The organism is Terrimonas ginsenosidimutans (assembly GCF_022012415.1).
Lineage (GTDB): Bacteria > Bacteroidota > Bacteroidia > Chitinophagales > Chitinophagaceae > Terrimonas_A > Terrimonas_A ginsenosidimutans.
Window position 1 is genome coordinate 89,027 of sequence record NZ_JAKLTR010000007.1, and the last position, 24,857, is coordinate 113,883.

Below are 24,857 nucleotides of genomic sequence, written 5' to 3' on the forward strand. Positions count from 1 at the left end.
ATGAGTAATAACAAGCTTACGACTACAACGGGAACACCGGTTCCCGATAATCAGAATATAATGACAGCCGGCGATCGCGGGCCTGCATTGCTGCAGGATTTCTGGTTCCTGGAAAAGATGGCGCATTTTGACCGTGAAGTAATTCCAGAACGCAGGATGCATGCCAAGGGATCGGGTGCTTATGGAGAGTTCACTGTAACGCATGATATCACCCGGTATACGAAGGCAGCGATCTTTTCACAGATCGGGAAGGTGACACCAATGTTTGTGCGTTTTTCTACCGTGGCGGGAGAACGAGGGGCCGCGGATGCGGAAAGAGATATCCGGGGGTTCGCGCTAAAATTCTATACGGAAGAAGGCAACTGGGATCTTGTGGGAAATAACACGCCTGTGTTCTTTCTCCGTGACCCGATGAAGTTTCCCGATCTTAATCATGCTGTTAAACGAGACCCGAGAACGAACCTGCGCAGTGCGGACAATAACTGGGATTTCTGGACATTACTGCCGGAAGCATTACACCAGGTGACGATCACGATGTCAAGCCGCGGTATTCCGCGAACATATCGCCATATGCACGGATTCGGAAGCCATACGTTCAGTTTTATCAATGCCGCCGGTGAAAGATCCTGGGTGAAATTCCATTACCGCACGATGCAGGGGATCGAAAACCTTTCCAATGAAGAGGCGACTGCATTGATCGGGAATGACCGGGAATCTCATCAGCGTGACCTGTATGATTCGATCGAAAAAGGAGCGTACCCGGAATGGCAGTTCTTTGTGCAGGTGATGCCCGAGGCAGATGCTGAGCAGTATCCTATCAATCCTTTTGATTTGACAAAAGTGTGGCCGCATGGTGATTATCCGCTGATCCCTGTTGGCAAATTCGTACTGAACAGAAACCCCGATAATTATTTTGCGGAGGTAGAACAGGCTGCATTCAACCCGGTAAATATTGTTCCGGGCATCGGATTCTCTCCGGATAAAATGTTGCAGGGGCGGTTGTTTTCTTATGGCGATGCACAGCGCTATCGTCTGGGAGTGAACAATGCGCAGATCCCCGTGAATGCATCGCGTTGTCCCTATCATGCCTATCATCGTGACGGCGCCATGAGAGTAGATGGCAACTACGGAAGTGCGAAAGGATACCAGCCAAACAGCTTTGGAGAATGGAAGGAACAGCCTGCATACAAAGAACCGCCACTGAAATTAAAAGGGGATGCGTATGCATTTTACCACCGGAGTGACAGCGATTACTACAGCCAGCCGGGAAACCTGTTCAGGTTGCTCTCCGAAAATGAACAACAGTTGCTTTTCACGAATACAGCCGCGGCGATGGGAGATGCGCTGGACTTTATCAAAAGAAGGCATATCCGTAACTGCTTCAAAGCTGATCCAAAGTATGGTGAAGGTGTGGCATCAGCATTGGGAATGGAGATGGCAACAGTGTGGCAGGATAAGGAAGACTAAGCGGGGATTATCGATATTTCGCTAATAACTGCGTGTCGATTTGTGATATTTCGAGGTGATAACGGCCGGGATCCGGGGGAGAGGTGATGGATGATCCGCTAAACTTCTGGCTGTAAGCAGGATGGAGAAAGCTATCAGCCTTTTGGATTTCTGGCGTAATCTGTGCGAACCTACCGAAACCGGAAGCGATGCAGCTTAACCCCGGTTCTTATACCAGATATGAATAGTGTGTTGAGCCTGGCAGTTATCATTTCGGTTATCATCACTGCAGCTGTAGTGCTATTGAGTTGCCGGTTCTATGTGGCAGGCATCAGGCGAAAAGCAGACCAGCTTGTTTTGGAAAAACAGTCATCGATAATAAAGATCACTCACCTATCTGAGCGGTTAGCGGAAGATAAGAAATGGCTGATGCAGGAGATCCATCACCGGGTGAAGAATAATCTCCAGATCATTATGAGCCTGTTGAACAGTCAATCGGCTTTTTTAAAAGATAATGCTGCTATTGCAGCCATCAGGACGAGCAAGCAACGCGTTTCTGCCATGTCGCTGATCCATAAACGTCTTTATACAGAAGAGGACCTGTCAGGGATCTGTTTGAGGGATTACGTGATGGAGCTGTTGGAATTCCTGAAGGAAAGTTTTCAGCTGGACCGGGAGATCAGGTTTGTGGTGAATGTTGAGAAAGTGAAAACAGATGCAACTACTGCTATCCCTTTAGGACTGATCCTGAATGAAGCGATCACTAATGCGATCACGCATGCGTTTCCATCAGGAAAAGGAGAGGTGAGCATCAGCATTCAGGTTGACCATCGGCGGCAGCTCAACGTGATAGTAGAAGACAATGGTATAGGGATACCGGCATCAGTCAGTTTATCCAGCCCGGGAAGTTTTGGCATGAAGCTGATCAAAGGCCTGGCGGGTGAGTTGAACGCAAGCCTGGAACTGGATGGAAAACAAACCGGTGGTACAGTGATCCGCTTATCGTTCACGTGTAAGGAATATGTGTTGTGTTGACGGCGGTTGAAAGATGAACAAGGTTCGATGATCGATGGTCGTAGGGCAATCGTAAAGAATACGGTAAATCCATTCAATTTGAGATCCGGGTTCGGTGCAGGTTTCTCAGAAGATCCGTAGTGTATATTCGCTGTGGGTTCGTCGGACAGGCCGGCTGTCGAATGTTACGATTATTAATTTTATACATGAAGCAGAAAATATTAATTGTAGAAGACCAGTTCATAGAAGCGAATGATATTGAGATCATGCTTATCAAGGCTGGATACCAGGTAACGGGGATCGCGCATTCGGTGCAGCAAGCGCTTCAGCTCATTTCACAGCAGGTGCCGGAATTGGTGCTGGTTGATATTTTCCTGAAAGGAGATCGCACAGGTATTGATCTTGCTGAAATACTAAGGGAGAAAAATATTCCGTTCATATTTGTTTCCGCCAATTCCAATCATGAAGTGCTGGTGGCAGCAAAAGCTACCCAGCCGTATGGTTTCATTGTAAAACCATTTCGTGAAAGGGATCTGACCGTGACCCTTGAGATTGCACAGTACCGGTATGAGAACAGTGTGGAAGCTGCTGTTCGCAAAGAGGATGTGCTCACTGAAAAGCTGAAACAGATCATTCAGTGTAAGAATAGCTGGGAAGAAAAAATGCAGCAAACCGCTGTTGCGCTTCAACACTGTCTTGCGTTTGATCATATAGAAGTAGCAAGAAAGTCAGAAGCTGAAGCATCTTATACGGCTGTGAGCTTTCTGCGGATCGGCTTCAACGAATATCAGCAACTGGGTCTGAACGAACTGCAGACGATCACAAAAACAACCATGAAGCAACTCGGGGAGTTGCAGAACGTGATATTTCCGGCAGAAGAGGCAATGACCTTCAGCGGAAATGAATTTGCGGAGATGACGCAGAAGCCTTCGATGCGTAAACTGATCGCCGAACATTTTGGCATGAAGTCTTTACTGGTGCTTCCCTTGAAACTTTCAAACGGAGAGATAATTCTTTTCTCTTTTTACAGCAGGAAGCCGGATGCATATAAACGGGATCAGCTTGTCCTGATGAAGACATTTCGTTCAATTCTCACTGTAGCAGTGGAGCAAATGTTTTTGATGGGAAGAATGCCGGCAGCTGTAACAGCAAGGGTGGCGGTTAATTCAGCAGTATCTTCCCAGGCTGCTTTATTTCCCGGCATCATTGGTAAGAGTCCACGGTTGCTCGAAGTTTTTGACAATATAACCCAGGTAGCACCGGCGGATACCACGGTGCTGATCCTGGGAGAGAGTGGCACCGGGAAAGAAAGGATCGCGCAGTCGATCCATGATCTGTCGAAGAGAAGTAAACAGCCTTTTATAAAGATCAACTGTGCCGCATTGCCTGCTAATCTTATCGAATCGGAATTGTTTGGACACGAGAAGGGCGCTTTTACCGGTGCAATGGATAAGAGGATCGGAAAATTTGAGATGGCTAATAAGGGAACGATCTTCCTGGATGAGATAGGGGAGATGCCAATAGAGTTACAATCGAAATTGCTCAGGGTGCTGCAGGAAAAGGAGATCGAACGGATCGGCGCGAACGCGCCGGTCAGGATCGATGTACGGATCATTACCGCCACGAACAGAAGCCTGGAGAAGGAAGTAGCCGCAGGCCGCTTCAGGTTGGATCTTTATTACCGCTTGAATATTTTCCCTGTATCACTTCCCTCATTACGTGAAAGGAAGGAAGATATTCCTTTGCTGGCGGAGCATTTTGTGAACCTGTGTAGTCAAAAACTTGGTAAGTCGCTGCAGCTTTCTCCCGCAGCACTCGATAGCGCGATGGACTATGACTGGCCGGGAAATATCCGGGAACTGGAGAACCTGGTAGAAAGGTCGGCTGTAATTGCAAAAGGAGAGCTGATCACTCGTCTGCATTTGCCGGAACCTCCGGTAGTGGATGAGCCGTCGCCATCGCCGGGTTTTGAGTTTATGACAAATGAGGATAATGAACGGGATCATATTATAAGAGCGTTAAAAAAATGCCATGGAAAAGTTTGGGGAGCTGGTGGTGCCGCTGAGCTGCTGGATCTGCATCCGTCAACGCTGAATTCGAAGATCAAAAAGCTCGGGATCAGAAAAATGCCCTTTTGAAATTGTAGAACAGGAATAGAAGCAGGCAGGTGCGAGGCTGTGTGCCGAAATGATAACCCGTATGGGTTATTAAGTTAGATAGTTTTTGAACTATCTTTCTTTTATGAAAATCAGCCGCTTCTTAAAAAAGCAAATCAAGCAATCGCTGATCTTTTTACTGGTTGCTTTTTTACTGACAGGTGCCGGTTCCCTGATCTGTTATCTATATTTATACAAAAACAGTTTCTGGATAGATGCAACCGGTTATCTTCTCATCATATTCGGCTGGCTGTGTGTGTTATATCCGCTGGCCAGCGTCCACCTGCTTATTAAAAATAAAGAAACGGGCCGCTCATCAGCAGTAAGAAAAGCAGCGCACGCGCTGTTCTTCCTTGTTTACCCGGTTTGGCTTGCAGCACTGGTAGCAGGTTTCGTTGAACTGGGGATTTTATCGGAACAACGGGTTAAAAAAATACTTTCGTCAGAGGAAGTTGCTTTCTCTACAGCAAGGGTAATGCGAATTGAAACGCGGCGTACCAGGGGAAGTTCGCGTACCTATGCAGTAATTGAGTACAATACACCAGGAGAGAAAGTACAGCAGGCAATAAGGGATGAAAGAGGATCATATCAACCGGGGAAGGAAATTGAGATAAGGTATGCTCAAAAATATCCTGATATGTTTGCTGTCGTTGAATTGAAATATTAAGAATCTGAGCGGGCCGCTGTTTCGAAGATAAGAGCAGCTCTCCGTCCTTCTACCGATATGCAGGTAAGCGTCGAGCTTTTTCAACGGTATGACTGATCCCCATGCCTGATTTTCCCTGATCATCTTTACCATTTACCATCTAATGCGCTCCCTATTTGTTCTCAAATAGGGAGATTTCTGTATGCCCCTCATCGTCCCTTGAGTGTTTTGAAAATAAGCTCAGGCCGTGATGACTGTTGTAGCTGGACTATTAAATATTGTATGATCTGGATCATAAAGGTGGTCCAGCAACGGGTTAACTTGCATCAGCAATCAGGTAAGCCGCAGATGAACGAACGAAATTCTTAATAGTGGGATAGTGGAACACCAGTGATCAGGTCAATCTACTATTAACGGCATTTCGAGGTTTTGGTGAGATAAAGTAAACCCGGATCGATTGGCGATAGTACTATGAGTTGAGAATGAGTTGATTGTTTTTTGGTATGCCGTTTATTCAGCATGAGCAATGGTGCAGCTTTTCCTGAGTCTTTGAATGGTTGTCTTTTATCTCTGCCTGAAGCCGATGCAGCAGCATTTAAACGGAGGGTCCGGATAGGTGGCCTGAGCAACATACATCGCTGTTGGTGGAGATCGCGGAGGCTTTGAAGACTTAGCGGATTGACTGCATTTTCAGATCATGAACAAACATTTCATCATTTTCAAAAAACATTATTATGCTTAATCAACAACACGTGGTTTTTATCACCGGCGCTTTCGTAAGTCACACAACCTGGGATCGATGGATCAGTCTTTTTTCCTCGAATGGATATAAAGCGATCGCTCCACCCTGGCCATTTAAGAACGCATCGGCGGCTGCGCTTCGAAACATACGCCCGGATGATACCGGACTTGCGGAGTTAACGCTGACCGGTCTTGTAAAGCATTACGAGAATATAGTAAAATCTCTGCCTGAAAAGCCGGTGATCATCGGACACTCGCTGGGTGGATTGATCGCTCAGATCCTGATCAACAGGGGCCTTGGTACGGCGGGTGTTGCGATACATCCGGTGGCACCGCAAGGAGTCTTTCCCTATGAATTCACGTTTTTGAGAGCTACCTGGAAACTGCTGGGTATTTTCTCTTCGACGCGTAAAACGCATATGGTGAGTTTTGAAGATTTCAGCCGGACTTTTGCAAACGGACTCAGTAAGGAAGAACAGCATCTGGCGTATGATCTGTATGCGATTCCGGAATCCAGGACGGTGGCAAGGGGTGGGCTTACAAATGCGGCAGCGGTTGACTTCAATAAACCTCATGTGCCATTGCTGATCACATCAGGTGGCAAAGACCAATTGATACCCGCTCACCTTAATTTCCGAAACTTCAAGCGGTACTCGCGTCAACATTCTGTAACTGATTATTGTGAGTTTCCAGAAAGTACGCACGGCATCCTGACGAATTCAAACTGGCGTGATGAAGCTGATTTTATACTGGACTGGTTGAATGAAAATGAGGTCAGGGCTATTGCCAGGCAAATTGGGCGGCAGATGGCCGGGGAAGAAGCTTCGATCTTGTATAATTGATACGGGAGGTCGCGCCGGCGGGGATGAGTCTTTGTGAAGGGCAGGATCTGGTATCCTTTGCCGGCAGACTTTCTTTTTGTCAGAGCTAAGCATAGCTTCCGGGTTTACTTCCGTTTGATATTCCTCCGGATTTATTCATTTTTTAAAATTTATCAATCATGAACACCAACACAATTCCTACACTGGTTCACCGGAGATCGATCCCGGGTTCCAGGTTTTATTCCATCAATGATCTTAAACTATGGATCAGGAAGAATACAGCTGCCTGGGAGTACAACAGGATCGGCATTGCTTCTACCGGAATATTTTTGAATGTAACTTTTGCAGCCGTCATGATCATCCTCGCGGGGGCTTCAGGTGGTGCGCCGGTTATCTTTGGTACCGGGATCTTTTTTGCCTTTTTTGCAAATGCGCTGATCCTTGCACAAGTTAAGATGCATTGGATCTTTGCCGTACTGGCGATCAGTTTTCTTGTTAATGTGTCAATCGCCATTTATTTGACTACACTTCTGTAGGCGTTTGCGGGTCATCCCGTTAATTCAACCTGGTACGAAGTCAGTATATGGATGATTATGGGGAATGGGATAGCCAAACCGGGAAAGTTATTGGGGGTGAATCAGCGTAGGTCTGGCGCCGCTAATTGCGAGGGGAAGGGGACGTTAAATAGCCTTTGACAATAGTATCAGCTCTTTTAGCCAAGTAACTTGTGTAATACGTTTTCAAAAGCTTGCGGGTCATAAGGTTTGGGCAATACCGCATCGGCGTGGCAAGTCTTTGCAATGGCCTGGATATTATCATTTCCGGAAAACAGCACGATGGGGATCTGCTGCGTCCAGTCAGAACTTTTCAGGAGATGGCAAAGGCTGCCGCCATCAAGTCCGTTCATGGTAATATCCATCAGGATCAGATCTGGGCGATGCTGATGAACGCTGTCCAGGAAATGCTCTCCATTGAAGCTGGTTTCGACGGTATAGCCGGCCTTACTCAGTTTGGCCTTCAGCAGGATCAGGATATCCATTTCGTCATCAACCAGTAATATTGTCGGATGTAGGGTATGGTTCATAAAAGTTATAGGTCAAAATACCCGCCAGTTTTACATCCACTGTTATTCAGGTAAGAATTTCCCGGATTCAGCTGTTGGCCGTACGACGTTAGGCGTTTGCCGGGCTCTTTTATGCTCGTTTCCGGCAGAAGGGATTGTCTTTCCAGGGGAGATCTGTTAAGCAGAAAAAGGGAGGGCTAATGGTTTGATCTGGTGCATTGGTCAAAGGTCATCGTCCAAAGACGCTTATCCTGCATGATCATCCGCAGCTGCCGGTGACGCAAACGCGCAAAGTGCAGCATTGGACGTATGAATCTCAAAAGGTTTGGCGATAAACCTGCCCGCTCCGGTATCTAACGGTACTTTCCGGCCATGGGTTTTCGAGACGGTAATAATTTGCGCACTTTGTTTACTTCCGGGGAAATCCGGGTTATTCGATCGTTACCGGGGAAAATGTTTACCTGGGCAACGTGAACCAGAAGGTGGAACCGATCCCTTTTTCACTTTCCACGCCTATCTGACCTCCATGCGCACGCATGATCTGTTCTGAAATGTATAGCCCGAGTCCATATCCTTCAATGCCGCGTGTGGCATCAACCCGTGTAAATTTCTTAAAGACCATGGCTGTCTTATCCGGTTCGATACCGATGCCTTTATCTGTTACGCATACTTTGATATCAGTTGAATTTAGAGACACATCGATGATGACTTCGGAATCCCGGGGTGAGTATTTGACCGCGTTGCTGAGCAGGTTTACGAGCACCTGTTCGATACGGAACCTGTCAGCCCTGATATTGATATCCGAGGCGCCGGTAATAGAGAAGAGGTTAGAGCGTGTTCCGGCGTGAGCGGTGGCGATGCTATCTTCTATAACGCGGTGAAGGTTCACGATCTCCGGTTTGAGGTCTAATTCCCCGGCGGTAATCTTAGAAACGTTGAGCAGCTCGGTGGTCATGGCGATGAGACGGCGAACCTGTTCCTGTGCTTTTTCCAAAAGCAAGCGCTGGTCGCGTGGTTCAAGGAGGACGCTTAATAAATCGAGGGCAAGACGCAAGCTTGTCATCGGATTGCGCAACTCATGGCTGGCAATGGCGATCATTTCCTCCCGCTTTTGTTCAAGCTCCCTGTGTTCGGTAAAATCAAGTGCTGTTCCAACGATGCGGACAGGGGTTCCTGCTTTGTCAACAATAACACGGCCTTCAATACGGACCCAGGAGATGGCGCCTCCGTGGTGAATGATCCGCGCTTCATAAAAGAGCCTGCCTGTTTGTAAAGCCTCCTTATGTGCTCGTTCACGTATGGGTCTGTCTTCCGGATGGATGCGGTTAACCAGCTCTGCATGCGGAGTGCTGGCATCAGCATCAAAGATCTCCAGGAAGCGGGGAGAAGTGATGGCGGTTGCTCCAATGATATTAAAATCGAAGGTTCCAAGATTTGCCGCTTCTGTTGCGAGACGGGCGCGTTCTTCCGCTTCTTCCAGTTGGAGGCGTGCCATTACCTGTTCCGTTACATCGATCGTAACGGCGATCACTCCTTCGATCTCACCTTTGCTGTCTCGCAAAGGTTCGTAGACAAAATTCTGATAGACTGTTTCCATCGCACCGTCACGGAGTAATTCTACCGGCCGTTCCTGTGCTGTAAAGCGCGTTCCGGTGGCGTAAACCTTATCAAGCAAATCTTCAAGCCCCTGGCCGCGTGCATCGGGCAAGCCATCAAAAATGGGGCGATGCATGACCTGTTTTTTAGGCTTACCCCAAAGCCGGATCATCCGTTCATTGGCAATCGCGACGATGTGCTGGGGACCTTTCAATACGCACATCGCTACGGGAGCCTGCTCTACCAGGTTGCTAAGGTTCTGCTCGCTTTCCGCCATCAACTGGCGAGTGCGACTTTTCTCAGTGATATCTTCCATGGTGCCGCTGAAGCGATAGGCTTTTCGGTTCTCATCAAAGAAGGGTCGCCCCTTCACCAGCACTATTGTTTCAACACCCGTCACCGGGTGAACGATCGTGTATTCAAGATCATAAGGCAACTGGCGATCATAGTCGAGTGCGGCCTCAATACTTTCGATGACGCGTTGCCTGTCTTTTGCTGCGATAGAGCTGATGGCGAGACCAAGATCAGTTTCATGCTCCGGTCCAAGGCCGAACCAGCTCTTGAGACGTGCGTTGCCCATGAAGGTTCCGGTTAAAGGATCATAATCCCAGGTGCCGAGGTCAGCAGCTTCTGTAGCGAATTGCAGAAGGTTGTTGGTTTCTTTTAATTCCCGGAGGCCGAGCACCTTTTCCGTGGTCTCCACACAGGTGACCAGTATGCCAAAGGGATCACCTTCATCATTGTTGAGGCGACTGTAGCTGAATGTCCAGTAAACATCTTCTATAGAAGCGTTGCGATAGATAGGTACGAGCTGATCTTCACTCCAGGTGGCCTCTCCGCCATCCAATACCTGCTTGATCAATGGATAAATGATCGGCCAGATCTCGGCCCAGGCTTCCGCTGCCGGTTCGCCGAGAATCGATGGATGTTTGCCGTCTTTGCCCAAACTCGGCCGGTAAGCATCATTGTAAAAACAGCGCAGTTCAGGTCCCCACCAAATGAACATGGGGAACTTGGAGTGCAGAATAATGCCGAGAGCAGTTTGAAGACTTAATGGCCATTTTGCCGGAGGGCCAAGCGGAGAGTTGGTCCAGTCTTTTTTGCGCATGATGCCTGCCATTTCGCCGGGATAGGAGAGGAAAGTTGGTTGTTTGGTTGTCATACACAGAAAGTTGGCGATGCTAATTTACCATATTCGGAGAACGCCACCCAGTAAACCTGGGAAGTTAGGGGTTTTCCCGGACCGGGATGATGTCAGTGGAGGTTCTTAGAACATCGGCAGTCAGGCTGAATTGCCGCGCGTACCCCCTTGATCTGCTTACTGAACTATTTACCATATGGTAAATAAATGCCCGCAGTAATCCCGAAATTTAACCTATGAAAGAGTTCATAGACTATCTATTACAATTTGGAAATCTGAACAAGCAACAGACAGACCTCATTACAGGCAAGGCAAAAGAGCTTTTACTTGAGAAGGACGAATATTTTTCCGAAGCCGGAAAGATCCCGAGGCAAGTTGGTTTTATTCTTGAGGGTGTCGTTCGTTTCTGCTATTACAACAACAAAGGAGAAGAGATCACTCATTTTTTTATTGATGAGAATAATTTTGTTTCTGATCAGCAAAAGTTTGAAGCGCAAGTGGTGGCTTCCGAGTATATACAGGCTGTTACCAATTGTACGCTGCTTGTATTTTCAAAGAAAGATTGGGACGAGATCGGTAACACGATTGTGGGATGGCATACTATTACAAACCTGATACTTAAAAACTGTTTGTTGAAAACGATCGAAAGACGTAGCCCGTTAGTTTCAGAAGATGCTACCACCCGTTATTTATCGTTCATTGAACAGTTTCCGGGTCTTGTCAATCGCATTCCGCTTTCTCATATTGCATCTTACCTGGGGATCACGCAACAATCATTAAGCAGAATAAGGAAGAATATCCGTTGAAAGTCCTTTTTACCAAATGGTAAATGTTTTCATTTTTTATAATCCAACCTTTGCTTCATTATCTTAAATAACAAAAAAAATGAGCAAAAAGGTTGTATTGATAACAGGAACGAACAGCGGTTTTGGATGGCTTACCGCTCATTCCGTTGCAGCGCTGGGGCATAAAGTTTATGCCACCATGAGAGACACTGAAGGAAAGAATGCGGATAAGGCAAAGGCTCTGGCACAGGTAGAAAATGTAACTGTGCTGGATGTATCGCTGACAGATGAGGCAAGTGTTAAAAATGCCTTTGATACCATTATAGCTGCGGAAGGCAAGATCGATGTATTGGTCAACAATGCGGGTGCTGCGATGTTCGGCGTGGCTGAAAGCGCGACTGTTGCAGACGTTCAGCGGATCTTTGATGTAAATGTATTTGCGCCCTGGAGGCTGATGAAACTGGCTTTACCGTCCATGCGTAAGCAATCGGATGGTTTGATCATCAATATTTCAAGCGGGTTCGGAACGTTCTCCTTTCCCTTTTCCGCAGTATATGGTGCTTCAAAGTTTGGTTTGGAGGGAATAAGCGAAGGTCTGCATTATGAATTAAGGCCTTTGGGAGTGGATGTGGCCATCATTCAGCCCGGAACTTTTCCTACTGAAATGTCTCAGAAAGTACAGTTTGGCGCTGACGCATCAGTTGCTGACGATTACCAGGCGATCGCGGAATACCCCAATAAAATGTTCGCCGCCATTGGTCAAATGGTTGAAGCTGCAAAGCCTGACCCTCAGGATGTGGCAGATGCTGTGGTGAAACTGATCAATTTACCAAATGGACAAAGGCCATTAAGAACCACGGTTGATCCCACTTCAGGAGAAATTGTTAAACGAGCTAACGATGCCGTAAGTGTCGAATATGCAAAGGCATTGAAGTTATTTGGCCTGGGAGACCTGTTAAAGTAAGTTGGTCAGTTACCTGGTCGTTCTATCAAGCGGGGCCCGGAACATCGTCCGCCAGAAATGGTGTGCAGCTTTCAATGATTTGGAATTGGCTTGGGGAAGTAATTCAAAGTCCGCCGGTATAACCGCGGACTTTGAATCTTCAACTATTATCTGTTCTCAGGCAGCCGGCTACTGCCATCAACAGAATAGACAACCTGGTCTCATTGACGGGATAAGTGAAACGTACCGCCACCGCTTGCAGCTGAACCACTGCCGTAAGAACCGGCCATCGAGCTGCCGTCACTCGAAGCAGTAGTGGAAAAGCTGCCTGTGATGGTCCCGGTAAAGTAGGTATAGCTGGTGGTGATGGTGCTTCCATCGACCTTGTAAGTGCCTTCCGCCTTAGGCCCTTTACTTGTATCGCTTGACTGCGAGTACACTCTTACAGTTCCGTTGGGTCTGAATAATACTGCGTAAGGCTGGCTTGGTGTTAAGGAGCCACTGGCATATAATCCTTTCCAGTATCCCGCCGGATCTTCATTTTCTTCTTTATCTTTTTTACAGGCGCTTAAAAGGACAACGAATAAAGCGATACAGGAAAGCCATTTTTTGCTTTTGGTGGAGATCATAATGATGAGTTTCCGTATTATCGTTCCAGGACGGAAATGGTCATCACCGCTTAGAAGATATTTTTCTGGCAGTTCTCTTCGGGTAGTTTGATTTATATAATGGTTGCCATGGCTGTTTTCACCGCGCCCGTTGCGCATCGTTCCGCCGCGTCCCTCTACGCCCGTCATTAAGCGCTATATCAATCACTCGTCTTAAAAAGTTTTAACCCAAACAACATGATCACCGCATAGCAAATGATCGGCAAATAATACGCTGAAGCGACGTCCTTATTTGCAACCAGTCCCATCAACGGAGGGAAGACCGCTCCGCCAACAACGCCCATCACAATAAACGAAGAAGCTTGTTGCGTATGCCGTCCGAGATCTTTAAGCCCAAGGCTGAAGATCGTTGGGAACATGATGCTGAAAAAGAAATTGATCATCAGTAAGGCAATGAATGAGATCCAGCCCGCGCTCTGTGCTACGATAATACACATCACTATATTCCCAAAAGCGAATAAGGCCAGTAAACGATTTGGCTTTACATAACGCATCAGGAATGTTCCCGCAAACCGGCCCACCATCATCAGCACCATACTGAAACTAAAATAATAGGATGCTTTTTCATCACTCAGTCCCATCTTTTCATGCCCGTAGTTAATGAAAAATGCCCAGGTCCCGCCCTGTGCAGCAACGTTGAAGAACTGTGCAACGATCGCCCAGATAAAATGTTTATGCTGGAACAGCCGTTTCGGTGCGGATACGAGTTTCTGATCAACGCTTTGATCCTGGTGGGGATCAAATGATGTGTTGATCGACGGGATTTTTATCAGCGAGAACGCAATGGCGACGGCAACAACGATCACTCCAATGATGATATATACCTGTTTTACACTTTCAAGATCGGCAGCTACAGCACTGCTCAGGATGAACATTCCGCCTACGGCCGGACCGATGATCGTTCCGACCCCGTTGAATGCCTGCGCAAAATTCAGTCGCTGGTCGCTTGTCGATTGAGGTCCCAGTGAAGCAACAAAAGGATGCGCTACTGTTTCCAGTGTGGCCATGCCGCAGGCCAGTATAAAAAGAGAAAAGCGGAAGAAGGAGAAAGATGCTGCATTCGCAGCCGGAATAAACAGGAAGGCGCCTGCGGCAAAAAGCAAGAGGCCAAGTAAAACACCACGCTGGTAGCCGAATCTTTTCATAAAAAGTCCTGCGGGAATCCCCATGACGGCATAGGCGCCGAAAACGGAGAACTGGACCAACCCGGATTGTGATTTACTTACATGAAGAACGTTCTGGAAATGTTTATTTAGTACATCGCCCATGGTCATTGCAACGCCCCACATCATGAACAGGCTTATTACGAACGCTAATGTGACGAGGTATTTCTTTTCGGTAAATGCTGCTTTCATTGAAGTAAATCTTTGAGATGATTATTTTTGTTCAGCAACCGCAACAGCGATCTTGGAATCGGCGGTTCCGTAATAAAGAAACCATTTGTCTTTGAATGGTGCCAGTCCTTCGATAAAGCAAACATTATTGACCTGCCCGGTGATCTCATAATCCTTTTCCGGTTTGAAAAAGTAATTATCACTTCTGTCGATCACTTTGAACGGATCATTTTTATCCAGCAGGATCTGCCCGGCTGCATAAGTGCCGTTAGCAAGGGATCTATCTCCGAAGGATGGGCTGTTCTTACTGTTATAGAAAAATAAAATGCCCGCATCTGTCAACAACGCCGGTGGGCCGGGTTCTACGAGTTCGCTGTCAAATTTTCCTTTACGCGGTCCGAATACGATCCTGAAGGCGGGATATTTCCGCAGAGAATCATACTGGTATTTTGAAGGATCGGTTTCAGGAACGGGAGTCCAATCCACCAGGTTATCAGAGGTTGCCATATAGATATTTGATTCACCCCAATACATCTGGTATTTGCCATTGATCTTTGTGGCAACAAGTTTTTCTCCGTCCCTGCGGGCAACGACGGATCCTGATTTGGACCAGTAACTGATATACTTTCCACCTTCTGCATTTTTAAATACAGAACCATGTTTGACCCATTTTACAAGATCCGTCGACGTAGCTATGAAAAGCCTTGCGGTTTTTCCGTCATACGCAGTATATGTCATGTAATAAGTGCCCTTTTCATCTTCGACGATCCGGGGATCTTCACATCCGCCTTCCCATTCATATTTTTTGAATGCGTCATTCGCGGGATAAAGCACGGGAGCATTCTCCCGGGTAAAATGCAAACCGTCTTCACTGGAAGCGAGGCCGATCCTCGACGTACCGGCAAAGCGCCCGATGGTATCCTCTGCACGGTATAACAGGTACACTTTTCCATTGCGGACAACGGCAGCAGGATTAAAAACATCCTTTGCTTCCCAGGCCACGTCAGCATTCAATATAGGATCCCTGAAAACAACGGGCGAGGGTTTGAGGACCGGGTTGACCGCATCCTGCTTCACGAAAGGCTGAACCATCCATGCCTGGACAGTTGACTTTGTCATAGCAGTATCGGAAGATGAATTTGTAATTTCTTTCTCCGGCTGTGAATCGCCGCATGAGGTCATTATGATCTGTAAATAGGCCAATGCAAGAAAAAGGATTTGTTTCATTAATTGAAGGTTTTAAAGTTTCAAGTATCGAAGGTTTGATTGTTTTACGATGCGGCTTTATTGATATCCCGGGTTTTGTTGCAATCCGATCAGGTCCACTTCGCGTTGAGGAATAGGGAGAATGGCATTTGCGGGTTTATAACCGGTGCCGTAATCATTGTGGCCGGTCAGAGGATCTGCGTCAGGCTTTTGCGCCAGCACGGTCTGGGCTATTTTCCAGCGGACAAGATCATAGTAGCGGTGCCATTCGAAAGCCAGTTCAACGCGTCGTTCATGCCTGATTGCGGCAAGCAGATCTGCCTGTACGTTTGCGGTTACAGCCGGCAAAGCTGTTGCAGGATTCGCGGCGTTGCTTCTTGCGCGGGCTCTTACGCGTTCAAGTGCAGTTCTTGCTTCCGGTAATTTGTTCAATTGGGTCAAACATTCGGCCTTCCATAATAAGACATCTGCAAAGCGGATGTAGATAAAGTCAATGCCGCCATCATCAGAGGGAGAACTGTTTGAAAGGAATTTTCTTGCATTAAAACCAGTAATGGAATTGGCAGGGTTATAAGCTGTGCCGTCAAACCATGTATCACCTGATTTGAATACGGTAGCAGATAAGCGGGGATCGCCTGTTTCAAACTCTGCGACCAGGTTATCTGTAGGAAGGTTGAAGTTCCAGCCATAGCCCTGTCTTCCGAATACAGCATTGAAGATGGAACCCTTTTGCGGAGTTTGCCCCGGATCGTGCCGCCCGACAAAGATCTTTTCTGCACCCTGCTCGCCCGCACCATTGAAGTTGTCGGCAAACTTTGGAAGGAGATTGTAGCTGAGCGCTTCCACTTTGGCAATTTCATCAAGACAACTTTGCCATTGTTCCTGGTAAAGAAATGTTTTTGCCTTCAATGCATATGCTGCTCCTTTGGTGGCGCGCTGATAGTTGGCCGCATCATAAGAAGGTTCCAGCATTGCTGCAGCATTGTCGAGGTCTTCGCGGATCTGTGTGTACACCTGTTCTGCAGTTGCACGGCTGGTGTTATCGGTCATGCTCTTTTCGGGGATCAGCAGCGGAACACCTCCGTAATTCTGTACCAGCCGGAAGTAATAAAATGCACGCAGGAAAAGCATTTCACCTTTCATCCGTTTCCATACGTTAGCGTCAAGCCCCGGAATGGAAGATCCATCCTGTGCGAGAACGATATTGGCTGCATTCACTCCTTTGAAATTATAGCGCCAGATACCAAGTACATTGTTGTTGGTCGGGAAGATGGTGAAAGTTTCCATACGACGCATGTCTTCCTGGTCACCAAGACCGCCACCACCTTTCACGGCATCATCGCTCATGAGATCGCCTACAACAAAATCGCGGGGTATGGATGCCCCATTATCCCATTCCCAGTTACCGCGGAAGCGATTGGTCAGCGGTTCATAAGCTGCATCAACAGCCAGTGTAAAATCGCCTGGTTGCCTGAACACATTTTCTTCCGTTAATACGCCCTGCGGTTGAAGATCCAGTTTCTTGCTGCAGGCCGTGATGATCATTGCAGCGGTGATTATATAGAATAGCTTTTTCATATTGTTTATTTACAGATCAATCAAACGTTAATTAAAAAGAAAGCTGAACACCGAATGTGATCGTGCGGGATGGAGGATAGGTTCCCATATCAATACCCACACCGAGATCTCCATAGTTAGCCAGGTTGTCATTCGTATACAGTTCCGGATCAAATCCTTTATAACCGGTAATGGTGAAAAGATTTTGTACACTGGCGTAGATCCTTGCTTGCGTAAAACCTGCGCGGCCCATCATTTTGGAAGAAAGGTTATAGCCGATCATTGCATTTCTCAATCGCAGGTAGGAGCCGTCTTCAACGTAACGGTCGGAAGTGCGTCGATTATTATTTCCATCGAGGAAGGTCGCTCTTGGTGTAGTAGTGCTCGTACCATCACCATGCCAGCGGGTATCATAAAAATCAAGTTTGGTATTGAATCCACGGGAGTCGAAACTGTTAATGATATTATCCACTTCGTTGTAAATATCATTACCGGTAACACCATTAAAGAATAAAGTGAGATCGAATTGTTTGTAACGGACGGTTGCATTCAGACTGTACAGAAGTTCAGGCAGGCCATGTCCGATGATGCCTCTGTCCTTATCATCGATAACGCCATCGCCGTTGATATCAGCAAACCGGATATCGCCTGGCTTTGCCACTGGCTGGTACAGGTCGCCGTCTTTATTGACATAGTTAGTGACTTCTGCTGCATTCTGGAAGATCCCTGCCGTTGTATAGCCATAAAAGGATCCGATGGCTTCGCCCGGTTTAAGCAGGATCTGGCCGTTGCCTGCACTGATCAGCTGATCTTTGGTCTTATACAAGGATGTTACCTTATTGCTCAGGGTGGTCACATTAGCGGTAAGATCCCAGGAGAAGCCGCTCTGAGTTTGCTTGTTATAATTTACCGAGATATCCCATCCTTTATTGGTCATTGCGGCGCCATTGACATAAGGAGGAGCGGCATCACCATTGGTATAGGATACCGGAAGCTGGATCAGGATATCGCTGCTGTTTCGTTTATACCAGTCGATGGAGAAACGGATCCGTCCGTTCATCATTGCGCCGTCCAGGCCGATATCTGTTTGTTCTGTTTCTTCCCATTTCACATCGGGATTACCTTGCGTGGCAACGGTCAGCACGCCATTGTTGGTACTGTAGATCGTAGCGAAGGGATAGTTGCCGATCTGCTGGTTTCCCAGTTTACCCCAACTTCCTCTCAGCTTTAGTTCACTGAACATCCCTATATCTTTCATGAATGATTCGCGCATGATATTCCAGCCGACAGAAGCGGAGGGGAAATAACCGGTGCGGTTCGCTTTGCTGAATCTTGATGACTGATCAGCACGAAGTGTTGCAGACAGGAGATACCGGTTATCATACGCGTATCCGATTCTTCCGAAATAAGACATGAGGGCGGATTCCTGTTTGGTACCGCCAATGCCTTGTGTACCCGTTCCATAGTCAAGGAACTGGAGGCTTGGATTATCGTCGGTCCTGGTATCAAATCCTGAGCGGAAACCGGAGAGATAGTCAGTGATCTCTTTCACGTATTCGGTACCAGCCAGAACGGATATATCATGCACTCCATTAAAAACATGGTTGTAATTCGCGGTATTGGTCCAGGTGAGCGCGCTTTGACGGTGACGATATTTATCCACGCCTTTGTCGTTGGGATTCATGATCGTCCTGTCGCCGGGGATCTGCCCGTTGTAAGCCTGTTGCTCCAGTATATTGAAGTCGACGCCAAGACTGGTCCGCAACCGTATATCTTTTATTGGCCTGATCTCTGCAAATACGTTTCCAAGGATTCGATAGCGATCGGCGGTACGATTCCGATACTGCGCGATGGCTAACGGATTTTTTCCATCACCATAAAGATTGGAGTTCTGGTAAAGTCCGGCAGGAGGCAGATCGGTCAGCAGGCCTGTTGCAGGATCGTATACAGGAATGGCATTGGGCCTGATGAGTGCATATCTTACCACACCGGGAAGTGCACCTGGCCGGCCGCCATCACCGGAAGCGCCGATGTACTGATTACTTTCATAGGTAAAGTTGAGGTTCTCACCGATCCTCAGCCAGCTTTTCACATCGGAAGTGACGTTGGATCGCAGGCCATACCGTTTGAAGTTAGAGTATTCAATGGTGCCATCCTGGTTCACATAGTTACCGGATATAAAGTAACGTGTCTTATCAGTGCCGCCTGCAAATGCAAGACTGTAACGCTGGGTGATCGCCTGCCGGAAAAGCACATCCAGCCAGTCAGTGTTGGGCAGGTTCGCGGCATTGTCATTGTTGCGGTTTGTACTTCCGTCATTTGCAAATGCTTCGTTCTGCAGTTCGACGAACTGGCTTGTACTGACCATCTTTGGAAGACCCATCGCATTGGCAAGACCCAGTGATGCGTCTACGGTGATCGTGTTCTTTCCGGCTTTGCCGGATTTTGTGGTAACAAGTATCACACCGTTGGAAGCGCGGGCGCCATATATCGCGGCAGCAGATGCATCCTTTAATATTTCGAGGCTTTCGATATCGTTTGGAGAAATTGTGGTCAGCCCGCTGTTCACCTGTATTCCATCAATCACATACAGCGGTTCATTATTGTTGAGTGAACCGATGCCGCGTATCCGGACAACTGCATTTGTGCCGGGAGCGCCGGTGGGAGAGGTTACGTTCACACCGGCAGCCTGCCCCTGCAGCGCAGTACCGATATCAATGGCCTGGGTCTTCGCCAGCTCGGCGCCTTTGACGGAGGAAACAGCGCCGGTGAGTGTCGACTTTCGCTGGGTGCCGTATCCTACAACTACCACTTCTTCAAGAGAACCCGATAAAGGAACAAGGGTAATGCTCAGGGCGGAGCCCTGGTAGGGGACAGTTTGTTTGGTAAAACCGACCATAGAAATTTCAAGATTGGAAGGCGATCCTGACAGCAGCAGCAGGCTGAAACTTCCGTCGGCAGCGGTGGAAGTACCATTGGTCGTATTCTGCTGGACGATGTTAACACCCTGCAGCGGAGCGTTCTTATCGTCAGTAATCCTGCCTGTCACTGGTTGCTGGGCCAGGGCAGGCAGGCAGTATAACACGCAGGCAAATGCGGGGAGCAGTTGTAGCAATCGTTTCATAGCAATAATTTTAGTTAAGATACCCGGAAGGGTAAGAAACGCTGCTATACTATGATCCCAAAACACTGTACATGCGTGAGAAGGCACCTATTTAAGAAAGCACCGGAGTGATTTACAGTTGGTTAGAAACACTAGCTCAGTTAAGGTCACAACTCCGTATGCGAAACTTTATTTGCATTTCTATACTCATTCGGAGAAGTTTGGTACTTTTTCTTGAACTCGCGGAAGAAGTATGACTGATTGTTGAAGCCGGTTTGATAAAAGATCTCTGACACGGTGAGCTTTGTTGTTTCCAGCAAGGCCGCTGCTTTCTGTAACCTGATAGTACGGATGAATTCGGCTGGTGTCATGCCTGAGATCGTTTTGATCTTCCGGTAAAGCTGCATGCGGCTCATTGCCAAGGCAGATTCCAGGTCGGATGCATCGAGGTCGCAATTAGTAAGGTCAGCATTGATGATCTGGAGAAGATGTTCAAGAAATGCGCGATCAGCATCATCCATGCCCTGCGGTGGTTCTGCACCAGGCATCGCTTTATTGCGGAAGTAATCATGTAACCTGCGACGGTTATCCAGCAATTGATTCACCCTGGCCAGCAGGTGCTGATTGTGGAATGGCTTCGGCAGATATGCATCGGCACCGGCTTCATACCCTTCCTGTTGCTGCTCCATGGAACCACGGGCCGAAAGTAACAATACAGGAACATGACAGGTATCCGGGATGTGTTTGATCTTTTTGCAAAGTTCCAGCCCATTCATGTCATCCATCATGATGTCGGTTATGACCAGGTGCGGAATAAGCCGGGTCATGCAAGCCAATGCTTCCGCTCCATTTGAAGCTTCATAAATCAGAAAATCTTTACCAAGCACCTGCCTGATCAATTGCCGGATCGGGACTTCATCTTCCACGATCAGGATCACCGGTCGTTGATCTTCTCCAAGACTTTGTAACAAGGCCTCCTTATTATTAGCTGCGGCGCTCATCTGTTCTTTCTGTGGACGCGCTTTCGCAATGGTCCTGATGAGTAAGGACGGTTGTACCGGTGCAACGGATGAACGCGCGCTGATATCGACATGTTGCAATGGAAAACTCACTTCAAAACAAGCCCAGTTATTTTTGCAGTAGGCCTGCATATTTCCGTCGAGTACCTGTACAAGTTGTTTGGTGAATGCGAGGCCAAGCCCTGAACTGAACTTCTGCGAGGAGTTGCCGGTAAAGAACCGGTCGAATAGTTTTTGCATTTCCGCTGATGAGATATCGTGTCCTGAATTTGCGACGGATAGTTCCAGTGACGAGGTCTCGTCATTGCGGCAAACACGGAAATAGATCTTCTCACCGGGAGAAGTATATTTGAAAGCATTGGAAAGAAGGTTGAAGGTGATCTTCTCCAACTTGTCAGGATCATTATCAATAAAAAGGCCTTCCTGTATTTCGTAATTATAATCAATGCCGCTTTGTTCCCGGAAATGAATAAAGAGCCGGGCGATACTGGAGAAGAAAGCGGAGGCGTCCATTAATTGACGGTCTGCTCTCAGGTATCCTTCTTCCGCCTTCCGGAATTCCATCAGTTGCTCAATCAGGTAAGCCAACCGGGATGCCTGCTGGTGCACGAGGCCGAGCACATTGGAAGATGGATGCGAAACCTGTTGTTGCTGTTGCTGATGCTCTACGGAACCCATGATCAGTGTCAGAGGCGTCTGTAATTCGTGAGCGATATTGGTAAAGAAATCAAGCTTTTCCGCATGCAGTTTTTCTTCTTTTAACCGCAGACGGTATTCCATTTCAAGCTGGTGTTTCATTTCTGTTTTGCTCTTGCGGTAGGTATAGATCACATAAATGAATATGGCTGAAAGTACATAGTATAACAGGAAAGCGGCGGGTGTTAACCACAGGTACTGTTCGACGGTAAGCAAACAGAGCGACTGTTCATTGGTCCAGCGTCCTTCACCGTTTGACCATTTTACTTTTAAGGTATAGTCGCCGGCCGGCAGATTACCATAAGATATATAGCCGGATGAACCAGGGTAATGCCAGTTCTTATCAAAGCCGTCAAGCCGGTAGGCGAATTCGGATTTGCCGGGGCTGGTAAAATCGATGGCATTTAAAGAAAGGTCAAAATAGTTGTGGTGGCGGCTTAATGTAAATTCCGGCACTGTATTTCCTGCGCGGGGTTGCAGTACCATGTAACCGCCATCAGCCATTGTTCTGCCTCCAAATTTCAGGTTAGTGACCTGCAGGTTTGGCTGACTGGAATTGACGGTGATCTTAGCAGGTTCACAATAATTGAACCCATAGATACCACCGAAGAATATTGTGCCTTCATTGCTGTTCCAGACGGCGCCGTCAGAGAATTCATTGCTTTGCAATCCATCCGGTTCACGGAACCGCATCACGTCACTGCTTTTACTGTTGAGCCGCGCCAGTCCGTTATTAGTACTTACCCAGATCAGGCCCTGGCTATCTTCTGCAATTCCATGAATAGTGTTATTGGGAAGTCCTTCAGTAGTGGTGAAATGCTGAACAGTCTTGCCCTCGTAATCACAATCAACCCTGTTCAAACCAAAGCTTGTTCCTATCCACATGGATCCGCTTTTGTCTGCCAGCACGGAGAGCACATCGTTATGCGATAGTCCGTTCTTATCAACGCCGGAGCGAATGGTTTTAAATTGGCCGGTTTGTTTGTCCAGGATACTGACTCCGCCGTATCTGCAACCCAGCCAGATCCTGTTTCGCTGGTCTTTGGTAATTGAAAAGATGATATCGCTGGCGGGTCCGGCATTGGTGCCGGTGAATTTATATTGCTTAAGATAAACGAGTGAAGGCTCATCAATACCTTCGATCTTCAGATGGATCAATCCATAACCGCTGGTGCCAAGCCATACGGAACCGTCAGTATCAGGTAGTATTGAATAAACAGAGCGGAAAGATGGCGCTGATCCTTTGACTTCACTCCATTGAACAAATTTCTTTTTTTGCTGATTGTATAAAAGCAGACCGTCACCGTCAGAACCTATGTATGTCCAGGTATCATTTATTTTCCTGATCGTGTAAACGGCATTATTGCTGAGCCCATCCGCTTCGCTGTATACATGTGATGTAATGGCGCCTGACCATGGCCAGGAGAAGGCCAGAATGCCATTCCCTTTTGTTCCTACCCAAAGCTCCGTTCCTACTTTCTCAAATGTTCTGACCTGTTTATCTTTCAATCCGACACTTGTATTACTTACAGCAGTGAATGGCCTGCGGACAGGGGAAAGCCGGGCTATTCCGCTTCCATCTGTTCCAAACCAGATCGTTTTATCGGTTCCAGCATAGATCGTTGTGATCTGCGATTCCTGTAAAGAAGCTATTTCCTGTTCAAGAAAGCGCGATACTCTGAAATCTTTATCAACGACCTTGCAACCTTTTTTCTCGAGAGCGATGATGTAATGATCTTCATATGGAATGATCGCCCTGACCGGGGATCTGAAATTACTGAGTACGGTTTGTTCGGTGGCATTGATCCGTTCGATGTTCCCATCCTTTGATACGACGAGCAAGTTCTCATCCAGTTCATAGATGGAATGAATGTTATTCCTGTAACCGGACGAATGCTTTGGAAGGATGGCATGTTGACGGATGGTATAGCTGCCGAGACGGCCATCATTTAACAGCACCCACAGATCGCCGTTCTCCGAAAAAACAAATTGCCTGATATTTTTATCCGGAAGATCGACCGGTAGCGGTATGAATGAGTTAGTCCTGAAGTCAAATTGCTGCAACCCTGAAGCCAACGAATAGATATAAGGAATTTTCTGTTTGTCTGTAAAAAGAAGGAACTGCTTTTCGCTTACCTGTTTTGCATTGCTGCTGTAGAAGTAGTGGCTGAATTCTCCTGAAGAAGGTTTATAGCGGGAGATGCCTTCCACTGTGGAGATCCAGATATTGTGTTCTGCATCTTCGGCGATTTCTTCAACAACATTATTCCTGATGCCTTTTCCCGGGAGCTGGTTATAGTTGAAGGTTTTGAAGGAGGAGCCATTGAAAGCGTTCAGTCCATCCCATGTTCCCACCCAAAGCACCCTGTCGTTTCCCTGGTAAATAGCATTTACGGAGCTATTGGAAAGTCCATTACGGCTATCGATCCTTTGCAATGTGTACGAGAGGTCCTGCGTATAAACAAGACGACATGGCGCGAGTGCCAGTACAAGCAAAAAGCCTACAGGCGAGATTTTCATATAGCTGATTAGCACACTAAATGTAGGATTTTTCTGCGAGGGGGTGGGAGCCAATTTATATCCAATCTCGTTTAGTTAAAAGCACGAAGGAACGCTGCGGACGCGGCGATACGCGGAGAGCGCGGCGAAAATACAAGATGTTCTATGGCTGTTTTCGCTGCGTCCGCTGCGTATCGCCGTGTCCGCCGCGTTACTTATACACCAGGCAAACCTTAAGTTGACCTGTATTGAGGTACGCCGGGGCCACTAAACTAAACGACATTGGATTGAAATTGTTGACCGGGGTGGTATTTATGCTGTTGCCGACGCACTACTGGGCAGACTGATGCTTTAGCACAGCTTGCTCCGGACGGAGAGCCGGAGCCGGGCAAAGGATAAGAAGGCTTCCCCTGGAAGAGCAAG

General features: G+C 47.4%; 16 protein-coding genes. 8 read left to right on the forward strand and 8 right to left on the reverse strand.

Annotated elements, in window-relative coordinates; genetic code table 11:
- The 6 genes from LZZ85_RS12400 (at position 1) to LZZ85_RS12425 (ending at position 7,360) form a co-directional block, all read left to right on the forward strand.
- Positions 1-1,467 (forward strand): catalase, encoded by a 1,467-nt coding sequence (locus tag LZZ85_RS12400; RefSeq protein WP_237872123.1) that lies wholly within the window; start codon positions 1-3, stop codon positions 1,465-1,467.
- A 219-nt stretch (positions 1,468-1,686) separates the two neighbouring features.
- Positions 1,687-2,481: a sensor histidine kinase gene (locus LZZ85_RS12405; protein ID WP_237872125.1), complete on the forward strand. Its 795-nt coding sequence runs from the start codon at positions 1,687-1,689 to the stop codon at positions 2,479-2,481.
- Between the two features lie 185 nt (positions 2,482-2,666).
- Positions 2,667-4,598 (forward strand): sigma 54-interacting transcriptional regulator, encoded by a 1,932-nt coding sequence (locus LZZ85_RS12410; protein WP_237872127.1) that lies wholly within the window; start codon positions 2,667-2,669, stop codon positions 4,596-4,598.
- 103 nt (positions 4,599-4,701) lie between these two features.
- On the forward strand, positions 4,702-5,283 hold the full coding sequence (locus LZZ85_RS12415; RefSeq protein ID WP_237872129.1) for a DUF3592 domain-containing protein: 582 nt from the start codon (positions 4,702-4,704) through the stop codon (positions 5,281-5,283).
- A gap of 713 nt (positions 5,284-5,996) precedes the next feature.
- Positions 5,997-6,845 (forward strand): alpha/beta hydrolase, encoded by an 849-nt coding sequence (locus LZZ85_RS12420; protein ID WP_237872131.1) that lies wholly within the window; start codon positions 5,997-5,999, stop codon positions 6,843-6,845.
- 158 nt (positions 6,846-7,003) lie between these two features.
- Complete coding sequence (locus tag LZZ85_RS12425) at positions 7,004-7,360, forward strand: hypothetical protein (protein WP_237872133.1); 357 nt, start codon at positions 7,004-7,006, stop codon at positions 7,358-7,360.
- Between the two features lie 176 nt (positions 7,361-7,536).
- On the opposite strand, the gene LZZ85_RS12430 is transcribed toward LZZ85_RS12425, so the two are convergent.
- On the reverse strand, positions 7,537-7,908 hold the full coding sequence (locus tag LZZ85_RS12430) for a response regulator (protein ID WP_237872135.1): 372 nt from the start codon (positions 7,906-7,908) through the stop codon (positions 7,537-7,539).
- 436 nt (positions 7,909-8,344) lie between these two features.
- Positions 8,345-10,645, reverse strand: coding sequence for a PAS domain-containing sensor histidine kinase (locus LZZ85_RS12435; protein ID WP_237872136.1), 2,301 nt, complete (start codon positions 10,643-10,645; stop codon positions 8,345-8,347).
- 215 nt (positions 10,646-10,860) lie between these two features.
- On the opposite strand from LZZ85_RS12435, the gene LZZ85_RS12440 reads away from it, so the two are divergent.
- Both LZZ85_RS12440 and LZZ85_RS12445 read left to right on the forward strand, forming a co-directional pair.
- Complete coding sequence (locus tag LZZ85_RS12440; RefSeq protein WP_237872138.1) at positions 10,861-11,430, forward strand: Crp/Fnr family transcriptional regulator; 570 nt, start codon at positions 10,861-10,863, stop codon at positions 11,428-11,430.
- Between the two features lie 79 nt (positions 11,431-11,509).
- Positions 11,510-12,373: an SDR family oxidoreductase gene (locus LZZ85_RS12445; protein ID WP_237872140.1), complete on the forward strand. Its 864-nt coding sequence runs from the start codon at positions 11,510-11,512 to the stop codon at positions 12,371-12,373.
- 200 nt (positions 12,374-12,573) lie between these two features.
- Here the strand turns inward: LZZ85_RS12445 and LZZ85_RS12450 are convergent, their stop codons facing one another.
- From LZZ85_RS12450 to LZZ85_RS12475, 6 genes are all read right to left on the reverse strand, one after another.
- Positions 12,574-12,981 carry a hypothetical protein gene (locus LZZ85_RS12450; RefSeq protein WP_237872142.1) on the reverse strand — a complete coding sequence of 136 codons (408 nt, stop codon included), beginning with the start codon at positions 12,979-12,981 and terminating at the stop codon, positions 12,574-12,576.
- 179 nt (positions 12,982-13,160) lie between these two features.
- A complete protein-coding gene (locus LZZ85_RS12455; protein ID WP_237872144.1) occupies positions 13,161-14,375 on the reverse strand; it encodes a sugar MFS transporter in 1,215 nt (404 codons plus the stop codon).
- A gap of 21 nt (positions 14,376-14,396) precedes the next feature.
- On the reverse strand, positions 14,397-15,581 hold the full coding sequence (locus LZZ85_RS12460) for a glycoside hydrolase family 130 protein (protein WP_237872145.1): 1,185 nt from the start codon (positions 15,579-15,581) through the stop codon (positions 14,397-14,399).
- Between the two features lie 57 nt (positions 15,582-15,638).
- On the reverse strand, positions 15,639-17,138 hold the full coding sequence (locus tag LZZ85_RS12465; protein WP_237872146.1) for a RagB/SusD family nutrient uptake outer membrane protein: 1,500 nt from the start codon (positions 17,136-17,138) through the stop codon (positions 15,639-15,641).
- A gap of 31 nt (positions 17,139-17,169) precedes the next feature.
- A complete protein-coding gene (locus LZZ85_RS12470; RefSeq protein WP_237872147.1) occupies positions 17,170-20,241 on the reverse strand; it encodes a SusC/RagA family TonB-linked outer membrane protein in 3,072 nt (1,023 codons plus the stop codon).
- Between the two features lie 146 nt (positions 20,242-20,387).
- Positions 20,388-24,455: a two-component regulator propeller domain-containing protein gene (locus tag LZZ85_RS12475; RefSeq protein ID WP_237872150.1), complete on the reverse strand. Its 4,068-nt coding sequence runs from the start codon at positions 24,453-24,455 to the stop codon at positions 20,388-20,390.
- Positions 24,456-24,857: the final 402 nt, after the last annotated feature.

What these genes read in the sequence shown, in the direction of transcription:
- LZZ85_RS12400 (WP_237872123.1), top strand. Translation starts at nt 1, where the DNA reads ATGAGTAATAACAAGCTTACGACTACAACGGGAACACCGGTTCCCGAT.
- LZZ85_RS12405 (WP_237872125.1), top strand. Translation starts at nt 1,687, where the DNA reads ATGAATAGTGTGTTGAGCCTGGCAGTTATCATTTCGGTTATCATCACT.
- LZZ85_RS12410 (WP_237872127.1), top strand. Translation starts at nt 2,667, where the DNA reads ATGAAGCAGAAAATATTAATTGTAGAAGACCAGTTCATAGAAGCGAAT.
- LZZ85_RS12415 (WP_237872129.1), top strand. Translation starts at nt 4,702, where the DNA reads ATGAAAATCAGCCGCTTCTTAAAAAAGCAAATCAAGCAATCGCTGATC.
- LZZ85_RS12420 (WP_237872131.1), top strand. Translation starts at nt 5,997, where the DNA reads ATGCTTAATCAACAACACGTGGTTTTTATCACCGGCGCTTTCGTAAGT.
- LZZ85_RS12425 (WP_237872133.1), top strand. Translation starts at nt 7,004, where the DNA reads ATGAACACCAACACAATTCCTACACTGGTTCACCGGAGATCGATCCCG.
- LZZ85_RS12430 (WP_237872135.1), bottom strand. Translation starts at nt 7,908, where the DNA reads ATGAACCATACCCTACATCCGACAATATTACTGGTTGATGACGAAATG.
- LZZ85_RS12435 (WP_237872136.1), bottom strand. Translation starts at nt 10,645, where the DNA reads ATGACAACCAAACAACCAACTTTCCTCTCCTATCCCGGCGAAATGGCA.
- LZZ85_RS12440 (WP_237872138.1), top strand. Translation starts at nt 10,861, where the DNA reads ATGAAAGAGTTCATAGACTATCTATTACAATTTGGAAATCTGAACAAG.
- LZZ85_RS12445 (WP_237872140.1), top strand. Translation starts at nt 11,510, where the DNA reads ATGAGCAAAAAGGTTGTATTGATAACAGGAACGAACAGCGGTTTTGGA.
- LZZ85_RS12450 (WP_237872142.1), bottom strand. Translation starts at nt 12,981, where the DNA reads ATGATCTCCACCAAAAGCAAAAAATGGCTTTCCTGTATCGCTTTATTC.
- LZZ85_RS12455 (WP_237872144.1), bottom strand. Translation starts at nt 14,375, where the DNA reads ATGAAAGCAGCATTTACCGAAAAGAAATACCTCGTCACATTAGCGTTC.
- LZZ85_RS12460 (WP_237872145.1), bottom strand. Translation starts at nt 15,581, where the DNA reads ATGAAACAAATCCTTTTTCTTGCATTGGCCTATTTACAGATCATAATG.
- LZZ85_RS12465 (WP_237872146.1), bottom strand. Translation starts at nt 17,138, where the DNA reads ATGAAAAAGCTATTCTATATAATCACCGCTGCAATGATCATCACGGCC.
- LZZ85_RS12470 (WP_237872147.1), bottom strand. Translation starts at nt 20,241, where the DNA reads ATGAAACGATTGCTACAACTGCTCCCCGCATTTGCCTGCGTGTTATAC.
- LZZ85_RS12475 (WP_237872150.1), bottom strand. Translation starts at nt 24,455, where the DNA reads ATGAAAATCTCGCCTGTAGGCTTTTTGCTTGTACTGGCACTCGCGCCA.